This window comes from Novosphingobium sp. 550D, assembly GCF_057401885.1.
Genome location: NZ_CM171613.1, coordinates 45,119 through 70,126 on the forward strand (window position 1 = coordinate 45,119; position 25,008 = coordinate 70,126).

Genomic DNA, 25,008 nt, shown 5'->3' on the forward strand with positions numbered 1-25,008 from the left:
AGCATTAAGACGTTCACGCGCCTTCGGTCGACCGCCTATTTCTCGCCCAGCGCCTTATCCTCATGCGCACGCGCAATGACATAATGGCGGATGGCATCGATCTCCTCGCGGCTCAACTGTTTGGACCAACCGATCATGCCATTGGCTTTCAGCGCGCCGTCATGCACAATCGCCTGCCATGTCTCCGGGCTGCCCAGCGCCGCGCTGTGGCGCAGGTCGGGGACCACGCCCCCGCCAATGGCCGCATCGCCATGGCACACGCCGCAGAAACGCCCGAACGTATAGGCACCCTTGGCCACCACTTCCTTGCTGGCGGTCTGGGCCGGAGGGTCGAGCGGGCCGAAATTGGGGTCTGGCTTGGCGGGCAATTGCGCCTGGCCGCCCATCTTGAACACCAGCAACCGGCTGATATTGCGCACCGGCCCCGATTTCCACGCCAGCGCGCCCGTGGCCAGCGGCCAGATCCCGCCCCAGCCCGCCATCACGGCAACATATTGCTGACCCTTGACGGTAAAGGTGACGGGCGCGGCAATCACGCCGGTCTGCGCGTCAAAAGACCACAGCTTCTTGCCGTCCAACGAGGAATAGGCGACGAAATCGCCCTTGGCCGTTCCCTGAAACAGCAGATCGCCCGCCGTCGCCAACAACCCGCCGTTCGACGGGCCGGGATAATCCACGCGCCACTTTTCGGTCTGCGTCACCGGATCCCACGCGATCAGCGCGCCGCGCGTGGCCGCCTTGGCCACTTCGCGCACGTCATTGTTGGCGGGCATGGCGGCGGCGCCTTGGTTCAAACCATTGTTGAAACCATATTTGGCCGCCTTCCACTTTTCCTCGGGCACATAGGGAAAGGCCGCGATATTGGCCGGGATGAACATCAGCTTTTGCCGGGGATCATAGGCCATTGGCTGCCAGCTGTGCGCCCCGCCCGCGCCGGGCATCGAGACGAAAGGCTTGCCCGTCTTGTCGAACCGCGCCTCTGGATTTTCGATCGGGCGGCCGGTCTTGGGGTCAAGCCCGGTGGCCCAATTCATCGGCACGAAATTCTTGCCCTTGATGAACTGTCCGGTCTGACGGTCGACCACATAAAAAAAGCCATTCTTGGGCGCGTGCATCAACACTTTGCGCATCCGCCCGTCGATCATCAGATCGGCCAGAACGATGTGCTGGGTGGCGGTGAAATCCCATGTCTCACCCGGCGTTTCCTGAAAATGCCATACATATTGGCCGGTCTTGGGACGCACCGCGACGATGGAGGAGAGATAGAGATTATCCCCCCCGCCCGGCGAGCGATAAGACTGGTTCCACGGCGACCCATTGCCCACGCCGATATAGAGCAGGTCGAGCGCGGGGTCATAGGCCATCGAATCCCAGACCGTGCCGCCCCCGCCCAGCTTCCACCACTCGCCCTTCCACGTCGCCTCGGCACGCTTGAGATAGGCTTCCTTGTTCTTGCCCGGCTGATCGGGAACGGTATAGAATTTCCAGAGTTGCTTGCCGGTGTTGACGTCATAGCCCGCGACAAACCCACGCACGCCCATTTCCGCGCCGCCATTGCCGATGATGACCACGCCGTTGATAACGCGCGGCGCGCCGGTGATCGTATAGGGCTTGGTCCGGTCCACCGTCACCGTCGACCACAACAAACGCCCGGTGGTGCGGTCCAGCGCGATCAGCCGCCCGTCCAGCGTGCCATAGAACAGCTTGTCGCCCCACGCGCCCATGCCGCGATTGACCACATCGCAACACGCCTTGACCGCGGTTTCGCCCGGAACCTTGGGGTCATATTCCCAAATCAGCTTGCCCGTCAGCGCATTATACGCCTTGGCCTTTGACCATGCCGTCGTCGTATAGATAACCCCGTCGATCACCAGCGGCGTGGCTTCCTGACCGCGCGTGGTGTCGAGATCGGCATACCATGCCAGCCCAAGCTGATTCACATTTCCAGCATTGATCTGGTTCAGAGGGCTGAAGCGCTGCTCGTCATAGGTCCGGCCGTGGCTGAGCCAATTGTCCCCCCTGTCGCCCGATGCGGCGATGGCGGCGGCATTGACGGCAAATTTTGCCTTGCCCGCCCCGGTGGCGACGCCCGACAGCGCCAATGCGGCGGCCCCCGCCAACAGACCACCCAGACACAGGGCGTGTTTCGCCCCTGACCTTGCTTGCGCTTGCATAACCTCTCCTTCGGCGCCTGCGTCTTCGCGGCGTCTCGACTGTATGCAATGCTTACGGTTTTTAGAGGGGTGGTCAAGGGGGAGAAAAGCTAACAATTGAAAGCAATCGACCCCGCCCCCATGCGCCGCCGATGTTGACGGACAGGGAAGGCGGGGCCGGGGCAGGCATTTGATTTCAGGCCGGTTCCATCAACATGGTGGCGGCCGCCGTGTTCGAAATGGGGATGTGATAATTGCGGTGGATCTCGGTTGCAGGTTCCACGCCCAAGGCCCCGCGCGCGGCGATCCAGTTGAGCACTTCGACCCCCTGCGTCCCCGCCTTACGCACCATCTCGTGGATCGAATCCTTCGTCAATGCCGCCGGATCGACCGACAGATTGTCCATGCAGAACGTGTCATAGTCGCGGTTGATGAAACCGGCACGCTCGCCGTCCAATTGGTGCGACAGGCCGCCCGTGCCGATGATGACGATCCGCTCATCCCCGGTCCAGCTTTCCAACGCCTTGTTCACCGCCTGACCCAGCGCAAGGCAACGCTTGGCCGAGGGCAGCGGGTGCTGCACCGTGTTGATGGCAAAGGGGACGATCTTGACCGGCCATGCCGCAACATCGGGCCATGCCAGTTCAAACGGGATCGAGAGCGCATGATCCACCAGCATCTTTTGACAGGTGGTAATGTCGAACTCATCCTCGACCAGAGAATTGATGATGTGCCAGCTCAATTCGGTGTGGCCCGCAAAGGGCTTGTACAGAGGCAAGCCCCAGCCTTCATCGGCATTGTGATATTCCGCCGCCGCGCCCACGGCAAAAGTGGGCATCTTGTCCAGGAAGAAGTTGAGCCCATGGTCATTGTTGAACACAATGGCGACATCAGGCTTCACCTGTGCCAGCCATTCGTGGACCTTTTGATAACCGTCGAAGAAAGGCTTCCAATAGGGTTCCTGTTGCAACCCCTTGTGGATGGCCCCGCCGATCGCGGGAACGTGGCTGGTGAAATAGGCGCCGACGATTTCAGCCATGGACCTTCTCCTTTTCGATCATGGCGTCATGCGCCTCTTCATATGATTGACCTTCGCCCTGCGCCATCAGCATGGCCTTGAAACGGTCGACCGAAACGCCGGTCTGCATCGATCCGACGTCCTGCACGTTCAGCCCGAAAATCCCGGCCAGCTTGGCAAGATAGTAGATGTTGCCGCCCGCCGCGATCATGCCCAGCACGCTGCGTGCCGCCACCGCCTCGCGCTGGGCCGGGGTCAGGTTGAATTTCGCGCAATAGGCTTCCTCGTCATCAAGGAAGGCCTGACGGTTGGCAGCCTCGTTAAAGGAATAGCACATGGCGTTCAGCGCAAAGCCCTTGGCCGCCGCATCGCCATCGAACAGATGGGTGCCGGGTATTGGCGCGCCCTGATCATGGGGTCCAGACATCACATTCTCTCCAGAACATGTCGGATGCCGATCCGGTTGATCGGCTGACTTGGTGTGCATCACTTACAATTTGTCCCCGCTCTTTGATCCTGATCAAGCCACGTCGCCAACCGCAGAATTGCGCGCATTCAGATGCAGGACGGGGTATAAATTTTGCGAAATTCTTTTACCCACAACCTGCTGACGCCCCTTTGAAAATTAACCTCCCGCGCGGCTTCGTCTCATTCCGGCACATGGGGGCAATCGGGATGGTTACCGAGCTTCCTAGCCAAGGGTTTTCGCGAGATACCCGGCCAATACCGAAGGAGGAATCGATGCAACCGGCCCTTTTGATGCTGATCATGACCAGCGTGGCCATGTCCGCTGTGGCGCAACTGCTGCTCAAAATGGGCGTGGGACAGGTGCGCGCGGCTGGTGCCGGGGCGGGCATCGCCTTCCTTCAATCGCCATGGGTGGTGGCCGGTTTCGGGCTTTATGGGCTGGGGGCGATCCTGTGGCTTTATGTCCTTGCCCGCCTGCCGCTCAGCGCGGCCTACCCCTTTGTCGGCCTCGGCTTCATCCTGACCATGGCGCTGGGCGTTCTTGCTCTGGGCGAGAGCATCAGCCCCATCCGCATCGCGGGCACCTTGCTGATCGCGCTGGGCTGCGTCTGTGTGTCAAGGAGCATCGCATAATGGCCGCCACTCCCGCCCCGGCCCGCGCGCCTGCGCTCTCGATCAACTCGCTGCTCTTGCTGGTGGTGACGATCCGACTGGCGGCGCATTTCGCCCTGCCCCAACCGCTGCAAAGCGATGGTCTGGCCTATTTCACATTGGCCCAGACGATGGCCGATGGCGGGTGGCCGGTCGATAATCTGGGGCAACATGCGTTTTATTCCATCGGCTATCCGCTGGTGCTGACGCCCTTCTTCGCCCTGTTCGGGGCCAGCGCGCAGGTGGCCTTTGGCGTCAATCTTGCCCTTGCGCTGGTGGCGGGCATGTTGGTGGTGATGGTCGCGGCGCAGGCTGGTTTGGGCGATCTGGGGCGCAAGCTGGCGCTGCTGGGCTATGCGCTGTGGCTGCCGGGGATCTGGAATTGCACGATGGTGGCGCGGGAAAACCTCTCGACGCCGCTGTTGCTGGGCGTGATGTGGCTGGCGCTGCGTTTGCTGCGCTCGCCCTTCAGCCTGCCTCTGGCGGCGGCGGCGGGGGCGACATGGGGCGCGGCTGTGCTTGCCGGTTCCTCGGCGCTGCCGTTGATTGCCGCGCCGCTGATCGCGACGGCGCTGGGCAAATCGCCGCGCCGGATGCTGGCCCCCGCCTTGGCCATGGGCGCGGGCGCCGCGCTGGTTCTGGCCCCATGGGGCATGGCGACCCAGGCGATGCTGGGCAAGCCGACCCTGTCCACCAACACCGGCTTTAACCTCTATATCGGCAACAACCCCGCCGCGACGGGCCGCTTCATCTCGATCGCCGCCACGCCCGTCGGCCCGCAATGGCACGCCATGCGCGACCACCTGGGCGAAGCGGGGGCCAGTGCGGCCTTGGGCGCGATGGCGCGCGAATGGATAGGGCAAAACCCGGCGCAGGTCATGCGACTGGCCGGCGTCAAACTGGCCGCTTTCTGGGCGCCCAATTTGCCCGACTCCAATGATTTCGCGCTCTCGCCCGCAGTCACCTACGTCCGCCTGTTCGAGGTGGTGCAATATCTGCTGTTCATCACGCTGGCCGCGCTGTGCATCATCCTGCCCGGCATCACCCGCCCGCGCCAGATTGTGCTGCTGGGTGCGATCAGCGGCTTCTGGGCCCTGCACAGCCTCGCCTATATTATCGAGCGTTATCGCGACCCGATCATGCCTTTGCTGATCATCATGGCATCGGCGGCGCTGTCGGAAATCATCACCCATCGTCTGCCTCGCAAGGAGAGCGCGCATGCTGCATGAACGCATCACCGATGACACCGTTCTGGTGGTCGATCTGGACCGCACCCTGATCACGGGCGATCTGGCGATGGAGGCCTGCGTAACACAGGCCAAGCGCGGGTTTGTCGCCATGCTGGCCGTGCTTTGGGCGATGATCCGGGGACGCGCGCGGTTGAAAAGCCTGCTGGCCCGCCGCGCGCCGGTCAATCCGGCCACGCTCAATTATCGGCCCGAAGTGATCGAATTGATCGCCCACGCCCGCCGTCAGCGCCGCCGCGTCATTCTGGCCAGCGCCGCCCATTGGCGCAACGCCCGCCGGGTGGCCAACCATCTGGGCCTGTTTGACGACGTCATCGCCAGCGGTGCGCGCCGCAATGCCAAGGGCGGGGCCAAGCTGTCCGCGATCCGCGATGCTTTGGACAATCAACCCTTCGACTATGTCGGCGATTGCAGCGCCGACCGCAGCATCTGGCAACAGGCCCGCATCGCCTATACCGTCGAGGCCCCCACCGGCATGGCGCATGAAGAACGCATCGCCGCCCCGCGCAGCCGTTTGCGCGCGCTGATCAAGGCCGCACGCCCGCATCAATGGGCCAAGAACGCGCTGGTCTTTGTGCCGCTGGCTTCGTCGGGCCTGCTGGCCAATCCTTCGGCGATTGCCCAATCGCTCCTCGCCTTTGCCGCGATGAGCCTGATCGCCTCCTCGGTCTATCTGCTCAACGACCTGCTCGATATCGAAAGCGACCGCGCCCATGCCAAAAAGCGCCACCGCCCGTTGGCCAGCGGCGCGCTGCCGATCCCGCTGGCGCTGGTGGCTTGTGTGGCTTTCGCGGTGGCGGGGCTTGCTCTGGCGTGGCAATTGGGCGTGCCCAGTTTCTCCGCCATGGCGACCTATTTCGGCCTGACGCTGGCCTATTCGATGCGATTGAAAGCGGCGATGATTGCCGACGTTTTGACGCTGGCATGCCTCTATACGATCCGCATCATCGCGGGGGCGGCGGCGATTGCAGTGCCGGTGTCATCGTGGCTGCTGCTGTTCAGCGTCTTTTTCTTCCTCAGCCTCGGCTACCTCAAGCGCTATGTCGAATTGCGCAGCAGCGCGCGTGAGCCCGACGAACTGCTCTCCGGGCGCGGCTATACCCGCTCCGACACGGAAATCGTCGCGATCAGCGGGCTGGCCGCCGGCATGGTCTCGATCCTGGTCATGGTCCTGTTTGCCGAGGCGATGGGCAAGACCGGCACCTATGCCACGCCGCAATTGCTCTGGCTGCTGCCTTTGCCGCTGCTCTACTGGCTCAACCGGATCTGGATGATGGGCCGCCGGGGACAGGTGGACAGCGACCCTGTGGCCTTTGCCATTACCGATGCCAAGAGCATGGCTGTGGCCGGCGTGCTGGGCGCTATCCTGATCGCGGCGAAATTCACCGCCATCGGGCACTGGCTGCCGCAGCTCGGGATTGCTTAGAGCGATTTCCGTTCAAGCTGACGCGAACGGAAAAGCGACGCTCAAGCGCCGCGCGGGCTAGTCGCATTTTCCGATCCCGAATGATCGGAAAACGCTTTAAGGGGCGGCTTGAGGGCGGCCCCTTCCCTCGTTAAACTGCCGCCATGGCAAGCTTCTTCGCCCGCCCCAAAGCGGATCGCTCCTTACGTTTTCGCCTTGGCTGGTATCTGGCCATGGCCATCTTGTGGTTTGTCGGCCTGTCTGTGGCCATGACGCTGATCTATCGCGTGGTGCCGCCGCCGGTCACGTTGACCATGCTGTTCGACAAAAACGGTTTCGAAAAATCGTGGACGCCCCTCTCGCGCATCGACCGCAAAATGGTGGACGCGGTCATCGCGGGCGAGGATTCGCGCTTTTGCGTCCACCACGGCTTTGACGGGGCGGGCATCGAATATGCGCTCGAACGCAATCTGGCGGGCGATGGCAGCAAGTTGCGCGGCGGTTCAACCATCAGCCAACAGACCGCCAAAAACACCTTCCTGTGGCAGGGCAGCGGCATCACCCGCTATATCCGCAAAGGTCTGGAAACCTGGTTCACCGTGCTGATCGAGAACCTGTGGCCCAAGCGGCGGATCATGGAAGTGTACCTCAACGTCGCGGAAACCGGCATCGGCACCTATGGCGTCGAAGCAGGCGCACAACGCTACTTCCGCCACTCCGCCGCGCGCCTCACGCAAATCGAGGCCGCCCGCATCGCCGCCGCCCTGCCCAGCCCCAAAAAGCGCGCGGTCGTGGGCGCCACCGGCTTTACCCGCCGCCATGGCAACACCATTGCCAAGCGGTCCGGGGTGGTGCGCCGCAATGATCAGGATGATTGTATTTATCAGTGAGGTTTGTGGGGGGCTGTTTGATGCCTCCGGCGGGCAAAGGGACTTGTCCCTTTGCAATCTCGATACTGTCGGCGTTGTGCAATGGGTTCGACCTTGGGGGTTGGGCGCGATATTTGAATATTAAAGCCTGCGGCGCTGGCCAGCGATGCCTTTTCCGCGCCGCAGGCTTTCAGATCATATCAACAGGCACCGCGTGGCCTTCTTGGCGCCTCCCCCATAACGGGATTGCAAAGGGCCCCCGCCCTTTGCCCGCCGGAGGCAAACACCCCCATCACCCCGCAACGAAAAAGGGCGCCCCGAACCGGAGCGCCCTTTCTTTTCAAGCCATCCGGCTACGATCAATAAGCGAGGCTGAGCGTCGCCATGAACGTGCGGGGAACGGGCAGGTACATGGTCGGAACCGAGGTTGCACCGTTCTGACCGGTGAAGCCGCCGATGTAGAACTTGTTGAACATGTTCACCAGGTTCAGCTGAACAAAGCTCTTGTCCGACTTCAGGCCGAAGGGAGCCAGCTTGATGCGGGCGTTCAGGTCAACCGTGGTATAGGCAGGCGCCGCGGCGTCATTGACGCGAACGCCGCTGCTGTAAACCGGCAGGTTGGCCATGTTGTAGTAGCGCTTGCCGGTGTTCTTGACCGTCACCATAAAGCTGATCGGATCAAAGTTAGCTTCGAAGTTGGCGCCGGCGGTATAGACCGGAACGCCTGCTTCACGCTTGCCGGCTGCCGGGATGTACGACGCCCCGCCCGAGTTGATCAGATAGACGGTACCGTCGCTGGCGGTCGTCGTCCCAGCCGTTGCGCCATTGATGATGTTATCAAGGATGCGCGACTTGTTCCACGAACCAAAGGCATAGACCGAGAAGTGGTCGTCGGCCTTCCAGGTCACGGTGGCGTCAACGCCATACTTTTCCACCTTGCCCAGGTTGGTGTAGAGCGAGACCTGCGTGTTCTGGTCATAGACCTGCGAGATCTTGTTGTAGAACATCGTGTACCAACCGCCCAGCGAGGCGCTGATACGGCCCGAACGGAAGCGCAGACCCACGTCAAAGTTGTCCGAGGTTTCCGCCTTCGGGCTGCCGCTGGCCGAATTCACGGCATAGAAGAACGAGTTGTACAGCGTGTCCGTACCCGGAACCTGCAGACCCTTCGAGTAGTTGGCATAGAGCGAGGTGCCCTGCGCCAGCGCCAGCGTGAAGCCTACGTTGGGCAGAACCTTGTTATAGTTGAAATTGCGGTTCTGCGGCACGCCATAGGTGGGGTTGGCGGCGGCATAGGCGGCCTGATCCTGCGGGCTGGGGCAATCGTAACCGCCGGTGCCATTGGTGGCAAAGCAGAAGGTCGTCAGGTTACGCTTGAAGAACGGCGCGCGGATACCGGCCAGAACGTCGAGCTTACCGTCGAAGAACTTGCCGTTATATTCGCCCGACACCTGATGCAGGATCGCATAGGACATGCGGTTGCGGCGCTGGATCGCATTGCCATACTTGTCGGTGATGGCCAGATCGATCGGGAAGTAGGTGTTGTAATAGCCCGTCTGGGGATTCAGGAACGTGATTTCGCCGGTCTGCTTGTGGCGACCGCGGTCATACGAATAACCCACGCGGACCGTGTTGGTCGGGCTGATCTTCCAACGCAACGAGGTCATCAGGCCGATACGGTTGGTTTCGGTTTCGTTGGCGTTGCCCATCAGGATGCCCGAAGTGATCGCGCCATCGCCGTTCACATCGCGGCCCGCAAAATAGCTGCCGCCGACCAGGCCGACCATGCCGGTCGACGAGGTGCCTTCGCTCAGCGTGCCCACGCCGCCGCCATTGGCCTTGGTGTACTGGAAGCTGGGGTCAATGGTCAGCGTCAGCGTGTCGCTCAGGGCAAAGCGCGAGTTCATGCGCAGATTGGCCGTGCGCGAGGGGTTGTAGCGGCATTCAAACGCGCCATAGCCCGTGGTCGAACGGGTCGAGCTGGTCGTGTCGGCGCAATTGATGCTGTACTTGGCCTCGTCCCAGTTCAGGGCCGCGCGGCCCGTGCTGGAGCTGTTCACCGGCATGCTGTTTGAATTGAGCGTGCGGATCGACATCGAAGGCGCAAACGTGTTGCGGTTGAAGTTGAAGTGACCGGCCAGCGAGATAAAGTCGCCATTGTCACCCAGCGGCTGCTTCACCTTGAAGTTGAGCTGCTGCTTCTTCACGCCGCCGCCGGTGTTGGCGATAAAGCGGTTCGAGCTGACGCTGCCGGCAAACCATGCCGACAGGCCCGACTTGGTGATTTCACCCGTGTCGACCGAGGCGAACAGACGCTTGAAGCCAAAGTCGCCCAGCGAACCCACGCCCAGCACCTGCGGCGTCTTGAGCGGATCGCGCGAACGATAGTTGACGGTCGAACCCGAAGCGGCAGCCGTGGGGCTGTCGACGTCGGTCGAACCAAGGTTCACGTTGACCTGTTCGATCAGTTCGGAGTCAAGCTGCTGGTTCGAATACAGGGCATAGTTGCCCGTGTCGTTCAGCGGCATACCGTCAAAGGTCTGCGAGATACGGCTGCTGTCGAAACCGCGGATGTACATCGTGCCGCCCGACGAACCGAACGGGTCGGCGTTGAAAAACACAACGCCGGGCACCATGTTGATCACGCTGTTGATCGACTGACCGGGGGTGTTCTTCGAAATGAAGCTCTGATCCAGAACCTGCTTGGCCTTGGGCGTGGCGGGAATATCAACGCCATTGATCGCCTTGGCCTTGGTGCCGGTCACAACGATGGTGTTTTCGAAATCGACCGCGCCGGTCGACTGTGCGAAGGCGGGCGAAGCAACGGCTGCTGCGATCGCGAAAGAGCTGACGGCCAGAGCCGAGTTTTTAATAAAGCGCATGCTGAATGCCCCTGCATGACGGAATTGTTTCAAAAGGCCGAAATGCCTCCCGCCTCAGGGGGCCGGAAACACTCGGATGCAAAACACCTACCGATGTTTGAGTGGCTTCTAAACAGCAGTTTATGACGTAATTTTGACACACATCGGGACGTGAGACAGGATTACGCGTGACAGCGTAAGATTGTTTCACCCCCAACTGACACCAATGTAACTTTGTTGCAGTCTTGACGAAAAATGCGCGGAATCTACATTTGGCGCGGAAATTCTGCTGTTGCGAATTGGATTACAGTGCGACATTTGTGCAACGCAGCAGATCAGGAAAAACCATGGGCATCGGCCATCATCACAACCATCACCACCACGACCATGGCGAATCACATGCCGGCGGTCATCATGGGCATCACCACGGACACCACCATGGGCACGGTACGCCGCATGGTTCGGCCTTTGCCATTGCCACCTCGCTCAACATTCTGTTTGTATTGATAGAAACGGCGGCTGGTGTCATCGGTCATTCGACCGCGTTGCTGGCCGATGCCGGGCACAATCTGTCGGATGTCCTGTCACTTTTGCTGGCTTGGGGTGCGGCGCGATTAAGCGCGCGGGCGCCATCACGCCGCTTTACCTATGGGATGAAGAGCGCCTCGATTCTGGCCGCGCTTGCCAATGCGGCATTGCTTTGGGTGGCGCTGGGCGCGATCCTGATCGAAACATTGCAAAAATTCACCTCGCCCGAACCCGCACAGGCAGGCCTGATGATGGTCGTGGCCGCAGCCGGTATTGCGGTAAACGGCCTGTCGGCCATGCTCTTTGCCCGCGGCAGCAAGGATGACCTCAACCTGCGCGCGGCGTTTCAGCATCTGCTGGCCGACGCGGCGGTGTCGGCGGGCGTGGTTCTGGCCGGTCTGGCCATCCATTTCACCGCGTGGAACTGGATCGATCCGATCACCAGCCTTGCCATCACGCTGATGATCGCGCTGGGCAGTTGGTCGATGCTGAAAGAATCCGTGCAGATGGGCCTGCTGGCCGTCCCCGCCTCGGTGAATGAGGAAAAGCTGCGGGCCTTCATCCTGGCCCAGCCCGGCGTAAGCGCGCTCCACGACCTCCACGTATGGCCGATCAGCACCACCGATACCGCCATGACCGCCCATTTCATCATGCCCGCAGGCCATCCGGGCGACGCGTTCCTGCACGAATTGGCGCATGAAATGGAACATGACTTTGGCATCGGCCACGCCACCATCCAGATCGAAACCGATGGTGGGCATCAGTGCGCGTTGCATTCGGATGAGGTGGTTTAAGGAGGCATTTGCCTCCGGCGGGCAAAGGACGACGGCCCTTTGCAATCCCGTTAGGGGGTGGGCCAGAAAGGCTACGCTGTGTTTATCGCCATGTTTAGAAAGCCTGCGGCGCGGAGAACTTACGCTGATCAGCGCCGCAGGCTTTAGTATTCAAAAATCGCGTTAGACACCAAGGCCGAACCCGGCGCACAACATCGACAGTATCGGGATTGCAAAGGGCCGTCGCCCTTTGCCCGCCGGAGGCATCAATTCCCCTTTACAACGCCCCTGCAAACTTGAGCGGTTCACCCACAGCGCTATCGGCCAGTTGAGCTTCCCACATAACCTGATGGCCACGGATGATCGTGCCAAGGACGCGGCCCTTCAGTTCCATGCCGGTATAGGGCGACCAGCCGCAACGGCTCTGGAGCCAATCTTCGGTGATCGTGAACTGGCCCTTGAGGTCGACGACGGTGAAGTCCGCGTCATAGCCGACCGCAATGCGGCCCTTGGATTGCAGACCAAAGATGCGCTGGACACCCGCGCTGGTCATATCGATCAGGCGGGCCAGCGTCATGCGGCCATTCAGCACATGGTCCAACATCAGCGGGAGCAGCGTCTGCACGCCCGGCATGCCGCTGGGGCTGGCCGGATAGGGCTTGCTCTTTTCCTCGATCGTGTGGGGCGCATGGTCGGAGCCGATCACATCGGGCACGCCCTGCTGCAACCAGTGCCACAGGCCGTCGACATGCGCGCCGCTGCGGATCGGCGGGTTCATCTGGGCATAGGTGCCAAGGCGCGGATAGGCTTCCTCGCCACGCAAAGTCAGATGCTGGGGCGTCACCTCACACGAGGCGATGTCGCGGTGCTGGCTGATCAGTTCGAGTTCTGCGGGCGTGGTCACATGCAGGATGTGGATCGGGCGACGCGCCTCGCGCGCCAGCTTCAGGATGCGCCTGGTCGCCAGCATCGCGCTTTCATCATCGCGCCATACGGGGTGCGATGATGCATCGCCTTCAACGCGCAGATCCTTGCGCGCATTCATGCGGTCCTCGTCCTCGGCGTGGATGGCCACGCGCCGCGTGCCATGGGCCAGAACGCGGGCCAGTTCCTCATCATGCGCGACCAGCAGGCTGCCGGTACTGGCACCCATGAAAATCTTGACACCCGCCGTGCCGGGAATGCGTTCCAGCTCGGCCAGATCGGGCGCATTGGCCGCTGTCGCGCCGACATAGAATGCGTGGTCACACCACATGCGATGGTGCGCGCGCTCCAGCTTGTCATGCACGCGCATCACCGAATCGGTGTTGGGATTGGTGTTGGGCATTTCAAACACGGCGGTAATCCCGCCCATCACGGCACAGCGGCTGCCGCTTTCCAGATCTTCCTTATATTCCAGCCCCGGTTCGCGGAAATGGACCTGCGAATCGATCACGCCGGGCAATACATCCAATCCGGTGCAATCAATCCGGCGCGCCGCATCGGGAAAACTGCCGATGCCGATGATTTTGCCATCACGGACGGCAACATCAACCTGCGCGGGGCCAGAGGGAGTGTGGACAGTGCCACCGGTGAGGACAAGGTCTGGTGCTTGAGTCATGTTTTGCGCTTTGCCACAGGTTAGAGGGAAGATGAAGGTTTAGATGCGAGGGACTCGCCCCTCGCGCTCCCGTGACTGTCGCCGTTGCGCGATAGGTTCAGCCGCAGGTATCGAACGCAGCCTCTGAATTTTACCTTGAACGCGACCTTGCCGCGCCGCAGGCTTTCCAAACATGCCAATAAATGCTGCGTAGCCAGTCATGCGCCACCCCAAAACGGGATTGCAAAGGGCCCCCGCCCTTTACCCGCCGGAGGCACCCCAAAACTCCCGCCGGAGGCATAAAACCCCCTTCCCTTTTCCCCTGTTCATCCCCACCTAGACACCATGACTCACCTCGCCACCCGCGCCGTAATCCGCCTCTCGCCAACCGACCCGCAGGAAGATGTCCGCAAATTCCTGCAAGGGCTGGTGACGCAGGATGTCGTGCTGGGCGCGCTGCCAACCTATGCCGCGCTGCTGACGCCGCAGGGCAAGGTGATCGCGGATTTCATCGTTTGGGCCGACGGGGCCGACCTGTTGCTGGATGTCGCGCACGATCAGGCCGATGGCGTGGTCAAACGCCTGTCGATGTATCGCCTGCGCCGCGCCATCGCCATCGCGCGCGATGAAACTTTGGCCGTGCATTGGAGCCTGTCGCCGCAGGAGGGCGGAACCGCTGATCCGCGCCTTGCGGAACTGGGCTATCGCTGGCTGGCGCCCGTTGATGAAGTGGCGGTGGATGAGGCCTATCTGGCGCACCGCCTTGCTCTGGGCGTGGCCGAAGGCGCGGAAATCGTCGATCTGCTCTGGCTGGAATGCAATGCCGTCGAATTGAACGGCGTGTCCTTTACCAAGGGGTGCTATGTCGGACAGGAAAACACCGCCCGCATGAATTGGCGGCAAAAGGTCAACCGCCGCGTGGTGGTCGTGCCCACCGCGCAATCACGCGAGGATCGCCGGATCGTGGATTATCCCGCGCTTGGCCTGTCGGTCGAGCATTGGCGGGTGGGCGACATTACCACACCCCCGGCATGGTTCGGCGCGGAAAGCCTTAACCCAGAGGCGTAAGCGCACGCTCAACAGGAACAAGGCCCAGCCGCACCGCTTCGGTTTCGATCAGGCGGGCGGCCATCTCGCGGCTCGAATCGCGGGCAATTTCCAGCGAATCGGCCAAAGGTCCACCAATCAGCGAATCGCCCAGCGCCAACAGCACGAGCGTCTGCGTCACATGGCGCATGCACACTTCGCCCGCGTCATGCACCTCGTCCACAATGGCGTGGATCGAACGCACAATCGTGTCCAACGCGTCGACATTGCCGATCAGACGCATCCAGCTTACCAACTGACCGCCGCCCTGCTTTTCAAACGCGTCAAAGGCTAGATCGACCACTTCACGCGCCGTCCCGCTGCCGTCACGCTGCGCCAGAACGGCGCGCGCAACAGACGCACAGATCGACACAGCCATATGTTCGGCCAACGCTTTTTGCAGTTCCGCCGCCGATCCGAAATGGTGCAGAAGATTGGCATGGGTACGCCCGATGCGGGCCGCCACCGCCTTGAGCGTGACGCCCTGCGGCCCCTGTTCCACCAACAGATCGCGGGCCGCTTCCAACGCAGCATTGCGACTTGCTTCGGGCGAGAGGCGCTTCCTTGTGGCCATGTCCATTGTCCAAACAGCGCAAGCCAACGGGCTCACAATCACACCCAAGTCCCATATAGGCTCAGGCACGATCGAGCAAGAAGCGAAAGCTTCGCCCCGCTAAAGCTGTAATTTTTATTCGCACATCAGATGATTTGCGTAATGTCAGACATTTTCACAAGAATGGCGCAACTTCTGATTACGCCGCACGCCTTCCTTCCATACCTCCATTGGGGGAATCATCCTGATTCCCCTGCTCGGATTCCAATTCAATTTCCAGACGAACCGAAGGGCACGCACGGCCGCGCCCCGCGCTGAAGATCAGCCCGCGCTCATCCGTTGGGCGGAAACCCAACCGACGCAAAACCAGACCCGACGCCGGATTGTCCAGAAAATGCCGCCCAACCAGACGCTTGTGCCCCAGCCCGCGGGCCAGCGCCAGCATCGCCCGCCCAGCCTCGGTGGCATAGCCCTGCCCCCAATGTGCACGCGCGATCCAATAACCGATGTTGGCTTCGCCCTCGATCTCGCTCAACCCGATCGAACCGACCAGCGCGCTGCCTTCGGCGCCGGGGCGCGTGATCAGGAAATGCGGCAGGCGTTCATCCTGCGGCTGGCTGGCGAACCAGCGAGCGTCATTTTCGGTATAGGGCCAAGGCGCGCGCGCCAGATTGCGCACGATACCCTCGTCATCGATCGCCGCGTGAATCGCGTTCCAGTCTTCTGGCCACGCAGGCCGCAGAAACAGCCGTTCGCTGCGGAAAAACATGTCTATCGCTCCAAATCCTCATCCCCGCGCGGTCTCTTAACCGCTGCAGGTGACATTGTGGTGACGATCCGGTCACAATCCAGCGCATGCTGAACCGCATCGGACGCAATGCCGCATTGATCGAGCGCAAGCGGACGCTTGACGCCGGACCAAATTGTCGCGCCACACCGGTCGGTGGATGAGGAAGAGAAACGAAAAGAGGGAGATGGGACGGGCCCCTCTCCCTCGTTCAGCCAAGGCGATAAAACCTTGGCGGGGCCATCCCATCAGGATGGCCCAAATAGACCATCCGCTTACTCGGCGGCTTCGGCCAGAGCGTCAACCGACACGTATTTGCGGCCGAGCTTGCCTTCGTGGAAACGCACGCGGCCTTCGATCAGCGAGAACAGCGTGTGATCCTTGCCCATGCCAACGTTGGCGCCGGGGTAAACCTTGGTGCCGCGCTGACGAATGATGATGTTGCCACCAATCACCAGCTGGCTGCCGAACTTCTTCACGCCAAGGCGCTTGGACTGCGAGTCGCGACCGTTACGCGACGAACCGCCTGCTTTCTTATGTGCCATTGTCGAAAACTCCTGAGCTTAGGCGGCCGCGACCGACACGATGCGCAGCAGCGTAAGCAGCTGGCGGTGGCCGTTCTTGCGACGATAGTTGTGACGGCGACGCTTCTTGAAAACGATCACCTTTTCCGACTTCGCCTGAGCGATGATTTCAGCCGAAACGACAACCTTCGAAGCGTCGGCGACAACGCCTTCTTCGCCGGCCAGCAGAACATCACCCAACGTGATCGTTTCACCGGCTTCACCAGCCAGCTTCTCGACCGCAATCTTGTCTCCGGCGGCGACCCGATACTGCTTACCGCCCGTGCGCACGATAGCGAACATGATACAAATCCATTCAAAAAATTACGTGGCCGCCCCGGCCGCGTTTCCCGAAACCTGCCGCCGGGCTTTGGCCCGGCATGGCGGTCATTCGAGGAGCCGCGAGCGACGCGCCGAGCCCCACCACACACAGCAGGGTTCGGAAAGAAGCTGCGCCGTTAGTGCAACCGCCCACTCGTGTCAATGCACCCGATGCGATAAAGGCCCATTTCGACCGGCAAACCTGGGGCAAACACGGGCCGATTTCTGCCCTCTGGCGCATGCCAACAGGCGTGCTATGGCGCAACCATGCTTGGCCCTATCGCAAAAACCGCTTCATCCACAAGCCCGCAATCGCGGCGATTCGCAAAGGCGCACAATGGGACGCCCCGATTCGCCGGTTTGGCCTTGTTGGTTCCCGCCCTGGTGCTGACCGGATGCAGCACGGCCTCTTATCCTTCGCTGGCGCGCCGGGCCGAAGAATATCCCGCCGCCGCAACCAAACCATCGGTTGATGTCAGCAACCCGGATCAAACGCCGGCCGACATCAACACCCGAATCGATTCGCTGCGCCGCGCCGCCCATGACGCGGACAAGGCCTTTGACGCCGCCCGCCCCGCAACCGAACGCGCCCTCAAGGCCGCGAGCGGCGCCAGACCAGGTGACGAGGCATGGCAGCAAGCCAACCTTGCCCTGAGCGATCTGGAACGCCTGCGCGGCGCGCTCGGCCTTGTCGAAGCGGATATCGACGAATTGTATACGCAGGACCGCATGGCCCATGCCCCGGAAAATCCCGGCAAACCCCGCGCGGCGGCCAAGCTGATCGAAGCGGCGCGCGACAAAATCCTCGCCATGGGGGCCAATCAGGACAAGGTTCTCACCGCCGCGCGGGCGAAATTGCCCCGCTGACCCCGTTTAGCGCCAGCGTGCCAGATCCGCGTAATCCTGTTCGCGCGGTTCAACCCAAGCCCATTGCCCGCCCCGCTTTTCGCGCTTCCAGAACCAGCTCTCGCTCTTGAGATGGTCCATCGCGAAATCGGCGGCGGCAAAGGCGTCACGCCGATGACGAGAAGCGGCCGCCACCAGCACGATCGGATCACCCGGCGCCATTTCGCCCACCCGGTGCCAGATCATCAGGCCATCAAGCGCCCAGCGCCCCATCACATCATCGGCCAGCGCCTGCATCCCCGGCAGGGTCAGCGGCGCGTAATGCTGAAGCTCCAGCGCCTCGACATCATCGCCTTGTTCAGAATTATCGGCCCTGACCTGCCCCAGAAAGCTGACCACGCCGCCCGATTGCGGATGCGCGGCGGCAAAGTCGCGTACCGCGGCACCGGCGTCAAAGGCCTGTTCGATCAGTTGGACGTCGATCATCCGCCGCTCACCGGCGGCAAAAAGGCCAGTTCATCACCGGCGCTCAATTCCAGCCCTTCGGCCTGAACCAGCGCGCCATTCAGCGCCAGACGGACACGCGGGCCGGTCAAAGCCTGCACCAATTCCGGCGCCAGTCCGGCCAGAACCTGCGCCAAAGCACCGGGCGCCACATCGCGCTCCGCCCCGCCGGCCAGATCGGCCAGCCTGCCCAGAAACACCAGCTTGGCCACGATCACCCCCCCGTCATAGACATATGGCGCGGCAAGGCAGGCTCTGCGCCGGGGCGGTTAATTTCGAAATGGTGGCGCTGCGGCTTGATCCGCATCGCCTCATCCAGCGCGGCTTCGAGCGCGCTTTCCGGCTCCTCGCTGCGCAGGGCGGCGCGCAGATCGACCTGTTCGCGCCCGCCAAGACAGGCGAACAATTGCCCCGTCGCGGTCACGCGCACGCGGTTGCACCCATCGCAGAAATTGCTGGTCAGCGGCGTGATCAGCCCCAGACGCCCGCCCGTTTCCGCCACGCGCCAGTAACGCGCCGGACCGCCGCTGCGATGGCCGTCCGCCTCCAGCGTAAAACGCTGCTCCAGATCCCGCCGCACCTGCGTGAGCGGCAGATAGTGATCGTAGCGATCCCCCTCAACCTCGCCCAGCGGCATGACCTCGATCAGCGTGATCTCATGCCCCTGACCGTGTGCCCAGGCAACCAGATCGCCGATCTCGGCCTCATTCTCACCTTTCAGCGCGACGGTGTTCAGCTTGACCGCCAGGCCCGCATCGCGAGCCGCCGCGATGCCTTCAAGCACCTGCGGCAATTGATCGCGCCGGGCGATCCTGGCAAATTTTTCCCGGTCCAGCGTGTCGAGGCTGACATTGACGCGGCGGATGCCCGCCTCGCGCAGGTCATCGGCAAATTCGGCCAAACGCGTACCATTGGTGGTGATGGTCAGTTCTTCCAGCCCATCACCGATCTTGCGCCCGATCGCGCGGACCAACTCGATCATGTCGCGCCGCACCAGAGGCTCCCCCCCGGTCAGGCGGATCTTGGTCACCCCGCGCCCAATGAAACCCAGCGCCAGCTTGTGCAATTCCTCAAGGCTCAGCACCTCGGATTTGGGCAGAAAAGTCTGCCGCTCGGGCATGCAATAGGTGCATCGCAAATCGCATCGGTCGATCACCGACAGGCGCAGATAGGAAATCCGGCGTTGAAACTGATCAACTAAGGGCTGGCTCATGCGGCTCAGTCTATCACCGCTCCGGGGCCTTGGCTATCCAGTCTCAGGATTTGGCCGGTAATTCCGGGGGCCTTGGCCAAAAAGGCGCTGGCCGCCGCGATTCCTTCGGGCGAATCACTTTCCACCAGATTGACCCGCGCGGGGGCATAGGAACGCGCCAACCCCTGCACCGCCGCCAGACGCCACCCACGATGTTCGTGCCCCGCCAAAGGCATGACCATCACCAGATCGCCCTGCGCCAACAAAGCCTCGGCCTGTGCCAGCCAATCGGCATGAAACGCCACCGCCGCGGCCAGAGGTGCCGCCGGCAATCCCTCAATGGCCAGAAGCGCCATGTTACCGCCGCTCACGCGTCAGCGTCATGCCGATCTTTTCACCCGCCTCGCTGATGGCCAGCTTAACGATCTTGACCGTCACGGCCTCGACCCGCTCATCCTGAAGGAACAACGTTTCAACGATGTGATCGGCCACCGCCTCGATCAGCGTGAAATGCACACCCTCGGGCAAGGCATCGCTGGCGGCGAATTTCAGGTCCATGTAATTCTTGCTGGCCCCCAACGGCGTGTCGGGCAAATAGCGGTCATAGGGCTTCAAACGCACGCTCACGCTGATGCGCAAAGGCTGCTTCTGGCCCGTCTCTTCCGAATAGACGCCGGTCAGCACGTCCACTTCGAAATCGGCCACTTCAAGGATCAGGCTGTCGGCCACGTTCTATGCTCTCACGAAGGATGGGGGGTGTTGGCGCGGGCCGATGGCAGGTTGTTTTCGGGGAGTCTAGAAGAAAAGGTGAAATGCGAGGGACTCATCCCTCGCGCTCCCGTTACTGTCGGCGTGGCTTCATGGATTAAGCGCCGCGTCTCGGACGCAAGGTATCGGATGAAGGCCTGCGGCGCCAATATCCAAAACCCATCCGCGCCGCAGGCCTTCATCCGATAGGTCCAACGCCACTTTGCAAACCTGCCGCCACCCCAAAACGGGCTTGCAAAGGGCCCCCGCCCTTTGCCCGCCGGAGGCAAACTTCCTTAATCCCGACGCCACCGCGCAAAGATCGCCGTCGGCAACATGCGCCCCGCATCATCCTCACGCACCGACAGATCGCCATGCTCGACATAGCCGGGCAGATCGGCAAAGATCTCGTCCAGCAATCCGGCGATGGCAAGCGAGGACATGCGCACCGCATAGACCGTCAGGAAGAGATAGCGGCTGTCGCTGTCCAGCAATTGCCGCGCATCGCGGATCAGGCCGGGCAGGTGTTCTTCGAGCCGCCAGACTTCACCATCCGGGCCGCGTCCGAATTTGGGCGGGTCCATGATGATGCCGTCATAGCGCTTGCCGCGGCGCACTTCGCGCGCGGTGAATTTGGCCGCATCATCGACGATCCAGCGCACCGGGCGGCTTTCCATGCCCGAGAGCGCGGCATTGGCGCGGGCTTGGGCCACCGATTTCTTGCTGGCGTCTACGTGGGTGACGGGGCCATACTGGCTGAGCGCCAGCGTGCCGACGCCGGTATAGCCGAACAGGTTGAGCGTGGAAGCATCGCTGCGCCCCGCCAATTGCTGTCCCATCCACCCCCAGACCGGCGCCATGTCGGGGAAAAATCCCAGATGGCGAAACGGCGTGCATTGCGCGGTAAAACTTACATCCCCCCAGCCCAGCGACCAGCCATCGCGCGGCACCGGCTTGGTGTAATTCCAGCGCCCGCCACCATCTTCATCCGCGCCGGGCACGAATTCGCCGTGGGCGTCCCAATCGCTCTGACGCGGCTGCCACAGCGCCTGCGGTTCTGGGCGGATAAAGCGATAGTCGCCATAGCGCTCAAGCTTGCGCCCCGCGCCCGAATCGACCAGCCCGTAATCGGCCCAACCCTCGCCGGTCAGCAATACGGGCTGGTGGATCAGCTCTGCCATTACGCCTTCGCAGTCGCCCGCTCGGCGACATAGGCGCAGACCGCGTCATAATCGCCGGGCAGTTCGGCATAGCGCTCTTCACGCTCGAACAGATCGCCCACGCGTTCGGGCAGGCCGGGGCGGTGGCCGGTGCTGCGCTCGACCGCTTCGGGGAACTTGGCCGGATGCGCGGTGGCCAGCGTGACCACCGGGGTGCCCTTGGCGATCCCGGCATTACGCGCGGCGTGGATGCCGATGGCGGTGTGCGGATCGAGCAATTCGCCCGCCGCTTCCCAGCCCCAGCGGATGGCCTGCGCCATTTCGTCGGCATCGGCGCGGGCCGACACGAACAAAGCGGCTGCGCCTTCACGCTGCGCATTGGTCAAGGTCATCGCCTTGGTGGCCTCAAACCCGGCCATCTGCTGGGCCAAAGCCGCGCCGTCGCGGCCGCCGACATCGAACAAAAGGCGTTCGAAATTCGAGGACACCTGAATGTCCATGCTGGGCGCGGCGGTGGGCGTCACGGTCCCGGCAGAATAATCGCCAGTCGAGAGCGCACGGTGGAGAATGTCATTCACATTGGTGGCGACGATAAGCTTGGCGATCGGCAGGCCCATTTGCGCGGCGACATAACCGGCAAACACATCCCCGAAATTGCCGGTCGGGACCGAGAAGGCCACTTCGCGCTCCGGCGCGCCCAATTGCAGCGCGGCGGCGAAATAATAGACCACCTGCGCCATCAGACGCGCCCAGTTGATCGAGTTCACCGCGCCGATGTTGAAGCGGTCGGTGACGGCCTTGTCGTTGAAAATGCGCTTCACCATCGCCTGCGCATCGTCAAAACTGCCCTCGATGGCGATGTTATAGACGTTGGGGGCCAGAACGGTGGTCATCTGGCGGCGCTGAACATCGGACACGCGGCCCTTGGGGTGCAGCATGAAAATGTCGACCTTGGCGCGGCCCGCCACGGCGTCGATCGCCGCGCTGCCGGTGTCGCCGCTGGTGGCACCCACGATGGTCAGGTTCTGCGGGCTGCGGCCAAGGAATTCCTCGAACAACAGACCCAGCAATTGCAGCGCCACGTCCTTGAACGCCAGCGTCGGGCCGTGGAACAGTTCAAGCAGCCACTGCTGCTCGTCCAACTGCTTGAGCGGCGTGACGGCGGCATGCGAAAAACGACCATAGGCCGCCGTGGTCAACTCCAGCAAACGCTCATAGCTCAGGCTCTCGCCCACGAAAGGCGACATCACCTTGGCCGCCAGCTCCGCATAGGGCAGCCCCGCCAGCGCGGCGATCTCGTTTTTGCTGAAACGCGGCCACTCGCGAGGCACATAAAGCCCGCCGTCGCTGGCCAGACCAGCCAGAGTCGCGCCTTCAAAATCAAGAACCGGTGCGTTGCCGCGCGTGGAGATATATTCCATGGGATTCCCTGTCCGTTTGGGCTGCGCGTTAGCGACAGTGGGGCGCAGGGGCAAGGGTTTTGGATCGGGCCGCGTTTATGACGCCTCCGGCGGGCAAAGGGTCTCGACCCTTTGCAATCCCTTTATTGGGAGTGCGCTGTCCCGGCCACCGGGTCTTATAGGTTGGGTCTGTTATAGCCTGCGGCGCGGCGAACTCGCGCTGATTGCGCCGCAGGCTTTATAAACTCAAACATCGCGTCCGACACAAAACGCCGAACCCCACCCACAACGCAGACAGTAAAGGGAGCGCGAGGGTCTAGACCCTCGCATCACTCCCCTTCTTCCTCCCGCCCCTCCAACACCCTCTTCCTCACCGCCACCCCATAAATCACCAGAGCGGTCAGCGCGAAAAGGAACCACTGCACCGCATAGGACAGATGGTTGTTGGGCAGATCACGCGGATCGGGTCGCGCATTCGCCGCCAATCCCGCCAGCGCCGGATCGGCCACAACATGATGGGCAAACTCGCCCCCCGGCACGATCATGCCGCGCACCTGTCCACCGGCCCATGTCACCGGGTCAGGCCTTTTGCTCCATCCCAAAACGACATCGGCCAAAACACCCTTGGGCGCCTCGGTCGGACGAAAGCCCTGCGTGTCCACCGGAGCCGTCAGGCAACGGGCGATATGCGCCCATCCCGCCTGCCCTGCGGCATTACGCCCTGATTGGGCTGAAATCTGCAACACCTGCTGGCACCAGAATTGGGTGCGGTGGAAATCGCGTGCGTCCGAGGCTCTGTACCGCCACACTTCGCCGATCGAGACCATATCGGCATCGCCCTGTGCCGCGGAAAAGCGCGCGATCTTGGCCTCCTTCTGGGCCAGTCGATCCAACTGCCAAAAACCAAGGTGGACCATATAGCCCGCCGCCGCCAGCACCAGCAGCGTGGGGATCACGGGCAATTTGCGCCAATTCATTGCGGATCGATATCCTTTGCCCCGGCTTCCATCGCCCGGCGTTGATATTCTGCGGCCAACAACGCCGCCTTGGACACCCGCAACCCATAGAGCGTGGGCAAAACCACCAACGGCACCAGCACCGCGACATACACCCACACCGGCGGATCAACATCCAGCGCCAGCCAAGCCGCCACAACCGCCGCCAGCGCGCCAACACCAAAGGTCAAAAATGCCGCAGGCCCATCGCCCACATTGAACGCGCCATAATCCAGCCCGCATCGCCCGCAACGCGGCGCGAAATGGGCAATGCCGGCAAACAACCCCTTGGCCCCGCAACGCGGACACAAACCAAACAGGGCAGCCGAGAATATCCCCGGCTGCCCTTCGAATGCGGATGGCGATTGCGGATCAGTCAACCGCAAAGCCCCAGTTGCCCCAGATGTAGATGCAAACAAACAGGAACAGCCACACCACGTCGACAAAATGCCAATACCATGCGGCGGCTTCAAAGCCGAAATGCTGACGCGGGGTGAAATCACCGCGATAGGCGCGCGCCAAACACACCGCGAGGAAGATCGTGCCGACGATCACGTGGAACCCGTGGAACCCGGTGGCCATGTAAAAAGCCGAACCATAGGTGTTCTTGCCAAAGGCAAAAGGCGCATGAGCATATTCAAACGCCTGAAGGCTGCTGAACAAAATGCCCAGAATGATGGTCAGCCACAGGCCCTTTTTCAGGCCCGACCGGTCGCCATGGATCAGACTGTGATGCGCCCATGTCACGGTCGTACCCGACAGCAGCAGGATCATCGTGTTGAGCAGCGGCAGGTCGAAGGCGTCAAGGACGGCTTCCATTTCCTTGGGCGGCCATTGTCCGCCAATCGCCTTGGAAAGGGTCGAGGGAAACAGCGAGAAATCAAAGAAGGCCCAGAACCAGCCGACAAAGAACATCACTTCGGACGCGATGAACAGGATCATGCCGTAACGCTGATGCAATTGCACCACAGGCGTGTGATCGCCCGCATGGGCTTCGTTCACGATCTTGTTGAACCACGTGAACATCGCCGCCAGCAACAGCGCCAGCCCCGCCCAAGGCACCACCGCACCGCCGGACATATCGTGCATTTTCAGCACCATGCCCGTCGTAAAGGTGAAAGCACCAATCGTGGTAGCCAAAGGCACCAGATCGGGCGGCAGGATATGATAATCATGTGTCTTGCCAGCGGCCATCGCATTCATCCCCTTTTCGCCGGAACGCGGGCCTGTTGCGGCCTCTCTGCCCGGCATTTGTTGTTTGCAAACCTATCTTTCCTGCGCCCTTCGGTCCAGCCTGATTTG

General features: G+C 62.0%; 26 protein-coding genes. 7 read left to right on the forward strand and 19 right to left on the reverse strand.

Annotated features, from left to right (window positions below; translation table 11 throughout):
- Positions 1 to 35 precede the first annotated feature (35 nt).
- The 3 genes from AC2S2E_RS00215 to AC2S2E_RS00225 form a co-directional block, all read right to left on the reverse strand.
- Positions 36 to 2,174, reverse strand: coding sequence for a PQQ-dependent dehydrogenase, methanol/ethanol family (locus AC2S2E_RS00215; RefSeq protein WP_486523311.1), 2,139 nt, complete (start codon positions 2,172 to 2,174; stop codon positions 36 to 38).
- Positions 2,175 to 2,349: 175 nt separating this feature from the next.
- On the reverse strand, positions 2,350 to 3,192 hold the full coding sequence (locus AC2S2E_RS00220; RefSeq protein WP_476105335.1) for a class III extradiol dioxygenase family protein: 843 nt from the start codon (positions 3,190 to 3,192) through the stop codon (positions 2,350 to 2,352).
- Positions 3,185 to 3,598, reverse strand: coding sequence for a protocatechuate 4,5-dioxygenase subunit alpha (locus AC2S2E_RS00225; protein WP_476105337.1), 414 nt, complete (start codon positions 3,596 to 3,598; stop codon positions 3,185 to 3,187). Before AC2S2E_RS00225 ends, AC2S2E_RS00220 begins: the two co-directional genes overlap by 8 nt.
- Before the next feature lie 314 nt (positions 3,599 to 3,912).
- Here AC2S2E_RS00225 and AC2S2E_RS00230 point away from each other — a divergent pair, with 314 nt between their 5' ends.
- From AC2S2E_RS00230 to mtgA, 4 genes are all read left to right on the forward strand, one after another.
- Positions 3,913 to 4,272, forward strand: a complete 360-nt coding sequence (locus AC2S2E_RS00230; protein WP_476105338.1) for a DMT family transporter — start codon at positions 3,913 to 3,915, stop codon at positions 4,270 to 4,272.
- Positions 4,272 to 5,519 (forward strand): hypothetical protein, encoded by a 1,248-nt coding sequence (locus AC2S2E_RS00235; RefSeq protein WP_486523312.1) that lies wholly within the window; start codon positions 4,272 to 4,274, stop codon positions 5,517 to 5,519. Before AC2S2E_RS00230 ends, AC2S2E_RS00235 begins: the two co-directional genes overlap by 1 nt.
- Complete coding sequence (locus tag AC2S2E_RS00240) at positions 5,509 to 6,963, forward strand: UbiA family prenyltransferase (RefSeq protein WP_486523313.1); 1,455 nt, start codon at positions 5,509 to 5,511, stop codon at positions 6,961 to 6,963. The genes AC2S2E_RS00235 and AC2S2E_RS00240 overlap by 11 nt, the downstream gene beginning before the upstream one ends.
- A 143-nt stretch (positions 6,964 to 7,106) precedes the next feature.
- A complete protein-coding gene (gene mtgA / locus AC2S2E_RS00245) occupies positions 7,107 to 7,832 on the forward strand; it encodes a monofunctional biosynthetic peptidoglycan transglycosylase (protein WP_476105341.1) in 726 nt (241 codons plus the stop codon).
- Between the two features lie 338 nt (positions 7,833 to 8,170).
- Here the strand turns inward: mtgA and AC2S2E_RS00250 are convergent, their stop codons facing one another.
- Positions 8,171 to 10,693 carry a TonB-dependent receptor gene (locus tag AC2S2E_RS00250; protein ID WP_486523314.1) on the reverse strand — a complete coding sequence of 841 codons (2,523 nt, stop codon included), beginning with the start codon at positions 10,691 to 10,693 and terminating at the stop codon, positions 8,171 to 8,173.
- A 326-nt stretch (positions 10,694 to 11,019) separates the two neighbouring features.
- Here AC2S2E_RS00250 and AC2S2E_RS00255 point away from each other — a divergent pair, with 326 nt between their 5' ends.
- Entirely contained in the window at positions 11,020 to 11,994 is a 975-nt protein-coding gene (locus AC2S2E_RS00255; RefSeq protein ID WP_486523315.1) for a cation diffusion facilitator family transporter, read from the forward strand.
- A 256-nt stretch (positions 11,995 to 12,250) separates the two neighbouring features.
- Here the strand turns inward: AC2S2E_RS00255 and AC2S2E_RS00260 are convergent, their stop codons facing one another.
- On the reverse strand, positions 12,251 to 13,573 hold the full coding sequence (locus tag AC2S2E_RS00260; RefSeq protein WP_476105349.1) for a dihydroorotase: 1,323 nt from the start codon (positions 13,571 to 13,573) through the stop codon (positions 12,251 to 12,253).
- A gap of 324 nt (positions 13,574 to 13,897) precedes the next feature.
- Here AC2S2E_RS00260 and ygfZ point away from each other — a divergent pair, with 324 nt between their 5' ends.
- A complete protein-coding gene (gene ygfZ, locus AC2S2E_RS00265; protein ID WP_486523316.1) occupies positions 13,898 to 14,620 on the forward strand; it encodes a CAF17-like 4Fe-4S cluster assembly/insertion protein YgfZ in 723 nt (240 codons plus the stop codon).
- Here ygfZ and AC2S2E_RS00270 read toward each other — a convergent pair.
- From AC2S2E_RS00270 to rplU, 4 genes are all read right to left on the reverse strand, one after another.
- Complete coding sequence (locus AC2S2E_RS00270) at positions 14,604 to 15,212, reverse strand: TetR/AcrR family transcriptional regulator (protein ID WP_476105353.1); 609 nt, start codon at positions 15,210 to 15,212, stop codon at positions 14,604 to 14,606. The two genes, ygfZ and AC2S2E_RS00270, sit on opposite strands and share 17 nt — an antisense overlap.
- 178 nt (positions 15,213 to 15,390) lie before the next feature.
- Positions 15,391 to 15,960 carry a GNAT family N-acetyltransferase gene (locus AC2S2E_RS00275; protein WP_486523317.1) on the reverse strand — a complete coding sequence of 190 codons (570 nt, stop codon included), beginning with the start codon at positions 15,958 to 15,960 and terminating at the stop codon, positions 15,391 to 15,393.
- 293 nt (positions 15,961 to 16,253) lie between these two features.
- Positions 16,254 to 16,523, reverse strand: a complete 270-nt coding sequence (gene rpmA, locus AC2S2E_RS00280; protein WP_476105355.1) for a 50S ribosomal protein L27 — start codon at positions 16,521 to 16,523, stop codon at positions 16,254 to 16,256.
- An 18-nt stretch (positions 16,524 to 16,541) separates the two neighbouring features.
- Entirely contained in the window at positions 16,542 to 16,844 is a 303-nt protein-coding gene (rplU, locus tag AC2S2E_RS00285; protein WP_168604976.1) for a 50S ribosomal protein L21, read from the reverse strand.
- Positions 16,845 to 17,228: 384 nt separating this feature from the next.
- Between rplU and AC2S2E_RS00290 the strand changes: the two genes are divergently transcribed.
- A complete protein-coding gene (locus AC2S2E_RS00290) occupies positions 17,229 to 17,729 on the forward strand; it encodes a hypothetical protein (RefSeq protein WP_486523318.1) in 501 nt (166 codons plus the stop codon).
- Positions 17,730 to 17,735: 6 nt separating this feature from the next.
- Here AC2S2E_RS00290 and AC2S2E_RS00295 read toward each other — a convergent pair whose 3' ends face one another.
- The 10 genes from AC2S2E_RS00295 to AC2S2E_RS00340 form a co-directional block, all read right to left on the reverse strand.
- Positions 17,736 to 18,194 (reverse strand): molybdenum cofactor biosynthesis protein MoaE, encoded by a 459-nt coding sequence (locus AC2S2E_RS00295; RefSeq protein ID WP_486523319.1) that lies wholly within the window; start codon positions 18,192 to 18,194, stop codon positions 17,736 to 17,738.
- Positions 18,191 to 18,424: a MoaD/ThiS family protein gene (locus tag AC2S2E_RS00300; RefSeq protein WP_486523320.1), complete on the reverse strand. Its 234-nt coding sequence runs from the start codon at positions 18,422 to 18,424 to the stop codon at positions 18,191 to 18,193. The genes AC2S2E_RS00295 and AC2S2E_RS00300 overlap by 4 nt, the downstream gene beginning before the upstream one ends.
- A 2-nt stretch (positions 18,425 to 18,426) precedes the next feature.
- Positions 18,427 to 19,425 carry a GTP 3',8-cyclase MoaA gene (moaA, locus tag AC2S2E_RS00305; protein ID WP_486523321.1) on the reverse strand — a complete coding sequence of 333 codons (999 nt, stop codon included), beginning with the start codon at positions 19,423 to 19,425 and terminating at the stop codon, positions 18,427 to 18,429.
- 5 nt (positions 19,426 to 19,430) lie between these two features.
- Positions 19,431 to 19,775, reverse strand: a complete 345-nt coding sequence (locus AC2S2E_RS00310; protein WP_486523322.1) for a Rossmann fold domain-containing protein — start codon at positions 19,773 to 19,775, stop codon at positions 19,431 to 19,433.
- Positions 19,762 to 20,133, reverse strand: coding sequence for a dihydroneopterin aldolase (locus AC2S2E_RS00315; RefSeq protein WP_172341858.1), 372 nt, complete (start codon positions 20,131 to 20,133; stop codon positions 19,762 to 19,764). The genes AC2S2E_RS00310 and AC2S2E_RS00315 overlap by 14 nt, the downstream gene beginning before the upstream one ends.
- A gap of 314 nt (positions 20,134 to 20,447) precedes the next feature.
- Positions 20,448 to 21,332: a class I SAM-dependent rRNA methyltransferase gene (locus AC2S2E_RS00320; RefSeq protein ID WP_486523323.1), complete on the reverse strand. Its 885-nt coding sequence runs from the start codon at positions 21,330 to 21,332 to the stop codon at positions 20,448 to 20,450.
- A complete protein-coding gene (gene thrC / locus AC2S2E_RS00325; RefSeq protein WP_486523324.1) occupies positions 21,332 to 22,732 on the reverse strand; it encodes a threonine synthase in 1,401 nt (466 codons plus the stop codon). The genes AC2S2E_RS00320 and thrC overlap by 1 nt, the downstream gene beginning before the upstream one ends.
- A gap of 308 nt (positions 22,733 to 23,040) precedes the next feature.
- Complete coding sequence (locus AC2S2E_RS00330; RefSeq protein WP_476105366.1) at positions 23,041 to 23,688, reverse strand: SURF1 family cytochrome oxidase biogenesis protein; 648 nt, start codon at positions 23,686 to 23,688, stop codon at positions 23,041 to 23,043.
- Entirely contained in the window at positions 23,685 to 24,086 is a 402-nt protein-coding gene (locus AC2S2E_RS00335; protein WP_476105368.1) for a DUF983 domain-containing protein, read from the reverse strand. Before AC2S2E_RS00335 ends, AC2S2E_RS00330 begins: the two co-directional genes overlap by 4 nt.
- Positions 24,079 to 24,900, reverse strand: a complete 822-nt coding sequence (locus tag AC2S2E_RS00340; protein ID WP_476105369.1) for a cytochrome c oxidase subunit 3 — start codon at positions 24,898 to 24,900, stop codon at positions 24,079 to 24,081. The genes AC2S2E_RS00335 and AC2S2E_RS00340 overlap by 8 nt, the downstream gene beginning before the upstream one ends.
- Positions 24,901 to 25,008: the final 108 nt, after the last annotated feature.